The sequence below is a fragment of the Macrococcoides caseolyticum genome, assembly GCF_002902665.1.
GTDB classification, from domain to species: Bacteria; Bacillota; Bacilli; order Staphylococcales; family Staphylococcaceae; genus Macrococcoides; species Macrococcoides caseolyticum.
The window spans coordinates 7,744-8,431 of sequence record NZ_PPRM01000119.1; the positions used below are offsets into that span (position 1 = coordinate 7,744).

Consider the following 688-nt stretch of genomic DNA (forward strand, 5'->3'; position numbering starts at 1 on the left):
GTTCTAAAAATTCAAAGAAATCAAGCTAATCTTTCAGTAAATCAATTGGCTACTTTATCAAACATTTCAAATACTTATATTAGTAAACTGGAAAATTTAAAAAGAGGATATCCAACTTATGAAGTGGTTTTGAGTTTAGCTAGTGGATTCAGGAAAGATATGTCTAGAAAAGAAGAAATGGCTGATCTTGTAGTAGATATGAGTATGCTTATATTAGAGGAATTTTTGAAATGTGAAGATAGTCCTTATAAAGATTTATCAGAGGATATTTACTATAAAGATTTCATGGATTTTTATGTAAATATGATTGAAAGCGAATTAAACTCTTTAAGTAAAGAAAAAGAGAATATTTTCAAAAATAAAGTAATGCTCCATACGAAAACAGAGGAATTTGAAGTAACAAATTTACCTTATTTTGATCTCGAATGGTTATTAAGTCAAAATGAATTCGAGTTATTTTATGGCCGAGAGTTCGACTTCAAGTTATTAAGAGACAAACAAATGCTAAGTAAGAAAGAAATGTATTTCTATAATTCCATAAATGAAAATGATAAAAAATTTTTAAAAGAATTTTTAAATATATTTATAAATAATAAATATACAAAAATAAAAAATCCTTTAGAATTTTATAAATACGCTAGTGATAAAGAAAGTATGATTACTAGTGGATTATTTGACTATTATAGAT

1 protein-coding gene is annotated in these 688 nt (G+C 24.6%); it reads left to right on the plus strand.

What is annotated here, in order from left to right:
- Window positions 1-688, plus strand: a 688-nt coding sequence (locus CD152_RS11695; protein WP_103214824.1) for a helix-turn-helix domain-containing protein, incomplete at both ends; no start/stop codon positions are given.